The sequence below is a fragment of the Acinetobacter sp. 228 genome, from assembly GCF_048147885.1.
The window spans coordinates 1-1374 of sequence record NZ_JAYWYV010000268.1; the positions used below are offsets into that span (position 1 = coordinate 1).

Genomic DNA, 1374 nt, shown 5'->3' on the forward strand with positions numbered 1-1374 from the left:
CCTGGTCGGTTTCCTAAGTCACGAGCATAAGACTGACCAGATTGTACGGCATGTACTAAAGCGAGTTGATTTTCGTCAAGGCTGGTTTGTGAGCTAATTAAATCAACTTGTTGTAACACAAATTCATTTTTTTTCGATTTAAACTCATCATAACCATAAGCTGCTTGAGTTAAGCTTAATGCAAATAAATAATAGTATTCGACAGGTAACGCAGCAATATCAATTGCGATATGCTTAAATTTATTTTGCGCCGACTTGATAATGGTTTGCGCCAATTTTGCTAACTTAGCTGCTTGAAGTTCAGCTGCTTTTCCTAAACCGAGTAATTGGCTATGGGGCTGAGTGCTAAGTTGACCAAATAATGGCAACGTTTCATTGAAGTTGGCTTTAAATTGAGTTGCTGTAAGAATACTTTCTAGATTATTGATTTGATATGTATTGAGATTGCTTTGTAGCTGTTCTGAATCAACTAAAATCCACAAAGATTCATTAGATGTTTGTTCAGGAAAAGTTGTATAAGTTGTAAATTTCATGGCTGCCGTGATTGCCTATAGAAAGTTATGTTGGATTAAAACATTGAAACACTTTCCAGCATAGCGTTGCAATGTGCGGTTTTATATTTTTAACATTCGGGTAAACTAGCGTTCGTCCCGATTAGCCTTTTGGAAGTATTAATTTGATTATTCGGCGTTATCTCGTCAAGCAAGTTGTCTCTACCTCATTGGTGGTCATTGCATTATTGACCTTAATCATGATGGGTGGTCGTCTGATCAAATACTTTGGTGTGGCGGCACAGGGGAGACTAGATGCCAGTATCTTGTTTAGCATCATTGGATATCGTTTACCTGAATTTCTAACCCTCATTTTACCACTTGGGTTTTTTATTGGTTTAATGTTGGTGTTTGGTCGTTTATATGTTGATCATGAAATGGCCGTATTGAATGGTAGTGGGGTAAGTCGTCATCAGTTAGCGCGCTTACTTATTCCAATGACACTGGTTTATATGGTGTGTCAGTCCGTACTTATGCTTTGGATGACGCCGTGGGGACTTCGTGAATTCGAAAAATTAACTACAACCCAAGCAGTGCGTACAGGGTTTGACTTGGTGCGACCAAGAGAGTTTATTTCTTCTGGACCTTATACGATTTATGCAGGTTCATTGTCGGAAGATCGAAAAAACCTTAAAGATATTTTCTTTTATCAGCGTGCAGCCAAAGAAGGCAAGCCAGATGTCATGATTTTGGCAAAAGAGGCGACTCGTGTAGAAGTTGCAAATGACACCGCCAATGTCGTTGATCTCGTTCAAGGTCGTCGCTATGAAATATTCCCGGGACAACCAAAATATACACAAGCAGAGTTCCAGTCTTATCGTCT

The 1374-nt window shown here is 39.2% G+C and carries 2 protein-coding genes; one reads left to right on the forward strand and one right to left on the reverse strand.

Annotation, left to right across the window (positions count from 1 at the left end; all coding sequences use genetic code 11):
• A partial coding sequence (locus VXQ92_RS18080; protein ID WP_416682737.1) for a M17 family peptidase N-terminal domain-containing protein occupies window positions 1-533 on the reverse strand: 533 nt, incomplete at its 3' end.
• 143 nt (window positions 534-676) lie between these two features.
• On the opposite strand from VXQ92_RS18080, the gene VXQ92_RS18085 reads away from it, so the two are divergent.
• On the forward strand, window positions 677-1374 hold a 698-nt coding region (locus VXQ92_RS18085; protein ID WP_416682738.1), incomplete at its 3' end, for an LptF/LptG family permease.